The organism is Pseudomonas sp. 05T35 (assembly GCF_056396605.1).
Map to the genome: position 1 here is coordinate 1 of NZ_JBFTLU010000360.1, position 6,225 is coordinate 6,225.

Annotated in this window: 8 protein-coding genes and 3 pseudogenes; 6 read left to right on the forward strand and 5 right to left on the reverse strand. The window is 54.1% G+C overall.

Translation table 11 applies throughout. The features are described 5' to 3' along the window. The 6 genes and pseudogenes from AC1DH9_RS22615 to AC1DH9_RS22640 all read left to right on the forward strand — a co-directional run. Positions 1–216: pseudogene (locus AC1DH9_RS22615) on the forward strand (putative metallopeptidase); the annotation flags it as partial. A gap of 281 nt (positions 217–497) precedes the next feature. Further along, positions 498–734: a hypothetical protein gene (locus AC1DH9_RS22620; protein ID WP_427539566.1), complete on the forward strand. Its 237-nt coding sequence runs from the start codon at positions 498–500 to the stop codon at positions 732–734. A gap of 252 nt (positions 735–986) precedes the next feature. Then, positions 987–1,094: a DUF1737 domain-containing protein gene (locus AC1DH9_RS22625; protein ID WP_427539569.1), complete on the forward strand. Its 108-nt coding sequence runs from the start codon at positions 987–989 to the stop codon at positions 1,092–1,094. 115 nt (positions 1,095–1,209) lie between these two features. Continuing rightward, positions 1,210–1,425, forward strand: a complete 216-nt coding sequence (locus AC1DH9_RS22630; protein ID WP_427539628.1) for a hypothetical protein — start codon at positions 1,210–1,212, stop codon at positions 1,423–1,425. A gap of 94 nt (positions 1,426–1,519) precedes the next feature. Then, positions 1,520–1,778: pseudogene (locus AC1DH9_RS22635) on the forward strand (phage tail protein); the annotation flags it as partial. A 35-nt stretch (positions 1,779–1,813) separates the two neighbouring features. Continuing rightward, positions 1,814–2,119 (forward strand): annotated as a pseudogene (locus AC1DH9_RS22640) (carboxypeptidase regulatory-like domain-containing protein); the annotation flags it as partial. A 755-nt stretch (positions 2,120–2,874) separates the two neighbouring features. Here the strand turns inward: AC1DH9_RS22640 and AC1DH9_RS22645 are convergent. From AC1DH9_RS22645 to AC1DH9_RS22665, 5 genes are all read right to left on the reverse strand, one after another. Next, positions 2,875–3,168, reverse strand: a complete 294-nt coding sequence (locus AC1DH9_RS22645; RefSeq protein WP_427539575.1) for a DUF3761 domain-containing protein — start codon at positions 3,166–3,168, stop codon at positions 2,875–2,877. 392 nt (positions 3,169–3,560) lie between these two features. Then, positions 3,561–3,764, reverse strand: a complete 204-nt coding sequence (locus tag AC1DH9_RS22650) for a hypothetical protein (protein WP_477808816.1) — start codon at positions 3,762–3,764, stop codon at positions 3,561–3,563. A 222-nt stretch (positions 3,765–3,986) separates the two neighbouring features. Then, positions 3,987–4,364, reverse strand: coding sequence for a hypothetical protein (locus tag AC1DH9_RS22655; protein ID WP_427539578.1), 378 nt, complete (start codon positions 4,362–4,364; stop codon positions 3,987–3,989). An 86-nt stretch (positions 4,365–4,450) separates the two neighbouring features. After that, positions 4,451–5,086 carry a LysE family translocator gene (locus AC1DH9_RS22660; protein WP_427539581.1) on the reverse strand — a complete coding sequence of 212 codons (636 nt, stop codon included), beginning with the start codon at positions 5,084–5,086 and terminating at the stop codon, positions 4,451–4,453. Between the two features lie 362 nt (positions 5,087–5,448). Beyond that, positions 5,449–6,225 (reverse strand): GGDEF domain-containing protein (locus AC1DH9_RS22665; protein WP_477808817.1); only part of this gene is annotated, 777 nt, incomplete at its 5' end.

A 6,225-nucleotide genomic window follows, 5' to 3' on the forward strand; every position in this document is an offset into this window, starting at 1 on the left:
CAGCGTAGATCGTGCTCGGCCAATGGGCTGTGGTGTAAAGCTGATTGGCTGTTCACCTCGATCGTTGATTCGAATGGCGAGCTGCATAACGAAGACCACGAACATCCGATCGAGACCGATCTCGCTGTGTTGTGGGCTGCCGGTGGGTTCATCAAGCAGGGCCGCACGATCGTTGGCCAGGCTGAGCAGGTCACGTTCCGCTGTGGTCCGTGGTAGAAGGGTCGGCAAGAGCAGGTGAAGGAAGCGACGTCGCGCACTGAGCCAACGCCGGAGCGGGCTAGTACTGCTGACGTTGCGCCGTTAGGCATTTGAATGCCGACCATGGGTTTTTCCTCTTTTCAGAAATGACAAAACCCGCTCAATGGCGGGCTCTGGGTTTACCCAATGGGCACGTTAAGGGAGCTGAAATTATTTCCTTGGGTCACATAGACCTAAGAGACGGCACGTCTGCTAGCATCGCTGCCTTAGTCAAATTTAAGAATCGACCAGGAGCCACAATGAAACAGGACGTGATTCATGTCGCTAAAAGGTTAACGATTATTACAGTGGCGCTCGCTGCGTTTTCAGCCTATGGAGCAAACTCGCACTTCGGTTTTGAAACCTGGGCGGGGGATATCGGGCTGTTTGCAGGCCTTTGGGTAGCTGCGTTACCCATGACAGCTCTCATTGTTTTGATATTTGCAACTCCATGGTACTCAATCAAGTGGTACCGAAATCGGCGAAGTAACGTCTAACCCTTCACTCACTGAGTATCAGCGCGATACTGAAAGCTTGCAGAGACTGTGTAAGTCGTGTCGTCCCGGGTACCGGGACAGGTGTCATGATCACCACTGTCAGCGCGCCTTTGGTGTTTCGCACGTACAGCGGGAACAAGGCAGCGATCTGGTCAGCCAGAGCACCGGTGGCACCGCATGTCGAGTCAGGACAGAGGCGTGAGACGGAATGTATCTAGATCGCCAAGGGCATTATTTTCTTGTTACCCCTAAATGCAGATATCCCCTCCCGAAGGCTTGCCAATCTATCGACTACTGACAGGCAAAGATGACTCGTCGTTCTGTCATCGCGTATCTGAAGCGCTGGCGACGACCCTATGATTCCAGCCATTGAGGCATTTCCAGTCAGCTGCCACTCGTCCAAAGCTAAACGACTGAAATTAAAAAGAAACATTGCTGTTATAGAGTGCAGGCCTGATTCATGAGGGCTAATGAAGTGAACCGATCAGCACGAAACCTGCGCAAAACACTGGACGCTGCAGCAGCCAATAACGAGGCCGCAGCACTTGATGTCATGCGGGCCATTGATCAGCTTGGTGACGAATTGCTGCGCCAGCGGCTGCTGGGCGTGGTCCATCGCCTGAATCAGGATGCGAGTGAGTTGCGGCAAGCCAGAGATAATGTCTCTGGAGCACTGATGAAGCTGGCCTGATACCGCCCCCGTGACCGGATGCGCGGCGTGAGTTGAGGTGGTCGCCAATTGCGATCGCTCCTTTTCTCAAGGGAGTGACGCGATGTTTCCAGGATATTTTCGCTGGATTGCCCTGGTCGGCAGAGCTTTCAAACGCGCCGAAGGCTGGTGGGGGAGTGCGGACCACGCCAGTTTGTACAGGACAAATTACGAGGCGGCCGGATTCTACCAGGTCGATCAGCCGCAGAGCGACGACATGATCATGATGGATGTCGGGCGGACGGCTTACCTGAACAGTGATCATATTCGGCGGTCCCTGGCTCCACCGTACACGCCTGGGCCTCAGGCATAAAGAAGCAAAAAACCCGGTTTAGTGCTGGGTTTTGTTGTTTATGGAGACCTCATACCTTTGTCGGGTGGTATTGGTCTGGATGAGTCGCGAGCCATTCAGCAGGCCAAGGGATATAGCCTGCACATGACCTTTTCCACTGGGACGGGCAATAAATACGTCCCTGATGTCGATGTCGCGATTCAGAATATGCAGGGACACTCAGTGCTGACGCTGAGTCAGGTGGGGCCTATCGTTTACGTTCAGTTGCCCCCCGGAAAATATGTCATCGTCGCTACTCGCAATGGGCACGAACAACGAGGTACCGTTGAACTCAAAGGTGGGACTATTGGTGACCTGAATCTCCACTGGAACGATGCCACATAATCGCTGATGCCTGAAAGTCATTAGCATTTCTTCAAGTGCTACAGCTCACAAAAAAAACCGGCACTAGACTGCAATGCTGTCCACTTGAGTGGAGCAGCATTGCAGTCTAGTGCTGGGCTTTGTTGTTTCTGGGAATTCGTACAGGTGGGAAAGACCCGATCTAGCGCCGGGATTAATAGGGCTGAAGGAGTGTCAGCGCGAACATGGCTTCCTCTCTACAGCTTTGCCATCGTTGGACAATCTTCGTTTACGCCTTTGGAGCCAGTTCCAGAACGCGTGCACAGGGTGGATAAACATCGCGAGTACTGCCAATAGTAGGACGATGAAGAGGGTAATCAGGCCGAGACCTTCATGGGAAAACATCGTGGGTTACTCCTGTAGTTCACTTTGTCAGTTCCTGAAGGGTAGGCGTGTAAGATCATTTCTTGATGAAGGTTATTTAATGATGTTTCATTTATTCGAGGAGGAGGGGTGTTGCTGGTAATTCGTTCGGGCGGGATGGCGGCATCGCAGGATAGTGGTAAATTGCCGCTATCAACATTGAGTGATGCGGATTGATCAAATACAACGCATTAAACGGATCAGGGTGTCTCGCCATATTCTTCATGGTGCTATGTCTGCTTGGCCTACCCGCGTTGCTGTTTCCATCGCATTCAAACGTTGACCTCGAAGGAAAGACAGTCGAGCCTTTCAGGGGCACTTTCGTTCATGCCTCCTTCCTCAGCAATCGGGCCCACCGGTTGACCTTTTCGTATCTACAACCAAGCCATCACGCCACCATGACGCGAGCACGTACCACGTCGGTGCTGGCTAAAACTGTAGGATTTGTCGCGACATTTGGCGGTTGCGCCCTCTGGTGCACGATTTGATTTCGTATGGGCTGGGCTGTGTACGGTTTTTCCGTCACTATTTTTGTACGAGCCATGCTCAAGCAGTTGCGATTCGTCAGGGGTTACTGTTCGAGGATCAACATCAGACCTTGCAAAAGCGGGCTGAAAGATCAAGCAAGCGGTAAGAGCCAGGAAGGCTAGTTTCATTTGGCGACCCATCCTTGGTGTGTGTAGGAAGAGTCTAGCCTGGTGCTGGGCTTTTTCGTTTCCAGTTACCCAATGCCGATAATTCGTTGAGCATGCGCCGGGTCAAGTCGGACGAGTGCTCCTCCATGAACCACGCTGCCGGCTCCGGTAGCGGCTGGCGCTGCGCAACCACCGATTGGACCTGCAATTTCCCCCTTCTCACCACGCAACGTCAGCCTGTGTGAGCGAGTCATACCGTTTTGTTTTTTTAGATGCTTTGAAGGTCCGAACCAGCTGGTGTATCGTTTCAGCTGTTCACCCGGCCATATGACTCTTTACCGGCCCATGGATGGCGAGGTCATATGGCAGGGCGAACGCTATATCCTGTTGAGGTGATGGAATTGCTATCCAGCCTTTAGAGGGTCTCAATGGAGGGTCTTACGGCTCTCACCAATCCTGATCCGATCCAGCGCCCGATTTAACGCATTCAAGGCRTYGAGAAGGGCTTTCGCCTCAGCTTCCCGACCATCCCCCCACAGGCGTTCAGCCATTTTGTTCAGCGCCTGGATAGAGCGCTCAATTTCAGCTGCGGTCGCCGCTGCTTTATTTTCCTGCTGTTTCTTCGGCATTGCTGTAGTCCTCAAACCTGTGATCAGGTGCTGGTCGCTCAGGACGCAAACCAGACTTGACCTCCAGATCCTGTCCGCGCCGATATGGGTGAAATCCCGGTCCCTGGGCCGGCAGGCAAAGGAATGGGGAATCCGTTGCGGGGGGCAAGAAGGCTACTATCCGTGGTTGTCGGAGCGTTAGCGGGGATTCGTATCGGGAGACATCTTCTGCCGCTCGTGGCTTCAGTGCTGTTTGATACTTTTCCAGGCAACAGGCGCTAGAAGTAGTACTGCCAGCAAAAACACTGTCTGCGAAATATAGAACGTCTCCAGCCATTGTCGGTTCAGCACCACATAGAACGTGTTATGGATCACGTCCACAATGATGATTGCAGCTGTGAAAACGATGCCTGGTCGGGGGGTTGTGAAGAGCAAGAGTGCGGCCAGAGGATCTAAAAACGTGAGCGCTGCCCAGAACAAACGGCTGGCCCATGGAGTACTGTCACCGTATCCGTAGTCCCAAAGCAGCCCATGCGTAAGGTCTGCATGCAGGTGATTGGCTGTAGCAACGAGGAGGCAGCCCGCAAACAGGGCACGAATGGCAAAAGATAATCTCGGCACGGCATCGTTCGCTGATGGTCATTGGTATCACCATCGTATCGAAATCAGCGAGCTACACGTGACTGGCGACTGCTAGCCGATTGGGTTTAGCGCCGCCCTTCGACGATCATGCGCACGGCCAAGCCCGCGAGGACCGTCCCCATCAGCCAGCGTTGCACGATCTGCCACACGGGCCTGCCGGCGAGAAATGTCGCGATGGAGCCAGCCATGATGGCAATCAGCGCGTTGACGCTCACGCTAATGACGATCTGCGTAAAGCCAAGCACGATGGATTGCGCCAGCACGCTGCCGTGGTCGGTGGGGTCGATGAACTGAGGTAGCAGCGACAAATACATGACCGCAACTTTGGGATTCAGCAGGTTGGTGACAAAGCCCATCATGAACAGCTTGCGCGGGCCATCCTTGGGCAAGTCTCGCACCTGGAATGGGGAACGGCCGCCGGGTTTGACCGCCTGCCAGGCCAGGTAGAGCAGATAGAGCGCACCGCCGAGTCGCAGGGCGTCATACGCATAGGGAACCGCCAGAACCAGGGCCGTGATGCCCAATGCGGCGCAAAACATATAAACGACGAAACCCAACGCTACACCGCCGAGGGAAACCAGTCCGGCCATTCGTCCCTGGCAGATCGACCGAGAGATGAGGTAGATCATGTTCGGGCCGGGAGTCAGCACCATGCCAAGTGAGATCAGACCGTAGGCGAGCAGGTTGGACAGTTCGGGCATCGCGTAACTCCTGATGGATGAGATAACGAATCGAAAGCTCCGCTAAATTAATACAAGCGGTTTTCGCCATCTCTGAGGTATGCACCTGGATGGAGCGAACGATAGTAGGGCGGTCAACGGGAGAGTGTTAGATACAGATTGATTCGCAAAACGTCATACAGCGTTTGCAGCATTCGGTATCCACTTCCCGGGATACGTTACAACTTCAACGTGAGTAATGGCTTACTCCATTATTGCAGCCGAGGTGCCTTTTATAGGCACCTCGTCTGCTATTTACGAGTGCTCGCCACGATCCTTCACAGCGTTATTGTCAACCTCGGGGTGCTTCGGCTCCGACGCTTTCAGCGACTCCGAAATGATGCTCAGGGCAGCGGTTGGAGACTGGTCTTGATGGCAGTGACCACACGATTACGGCCTTGGTGTTTAGCGTGATACAGGCGTTGATCGGCTACGTGCAGAATGGCCTCGATGGTGTCTCCGTCGCGACCGGATTGCGATATGCCGATGCTCACTGTGACCATGGTCAGCCGCTGAAAGCCGCTATTAAAAGAAGTATTTGCAACGCTGGTTCGCAGACGCTCGGCGATGACATGCGCGGCCTCTAGTGAGGTATGAGGTAGCAGAATCATGAATTCTTCCCCACCCACTCGGGCTACACCGTCATACGGGCGGATCGAATCGAGGCATTTCTGCACGAACTCTTTCAGAATGTCATCGCCAACCTGATGCCCGAAGCGATCATTGATGGACTTGAAATTGTCCAGATCAAGTGCCAGTACGGAGAACGGCTCACCGCCGCGGTTGGTCCGGCCAATTTCGGCTTCGACCCGCTCTATGAACCGACGCCGATTATCAGCTCCTGTCAGTGGATCGGTCGCCGCAAGGTGTCCGAGTTCCTGATTGGTGCGCTGGAGCTCCACCAGCGCGTTCTCGGTGTACTCCATAGCCTCGGCAAGACGCACCATCAACTCCTCCTGGGTGTAAATTGTCGAGAAGGACCGCGTGGTGAGGAACGCTTGTACTACCCCATAGCTCAGCAGGAAGAACCCAGCGGCGAAGATCGCATGGGCGAGCCACCACATGTGGTTCCAGGGACGTCCAAGGATGAATGCAAGAGATGACAACGCGAACGCCGTGAC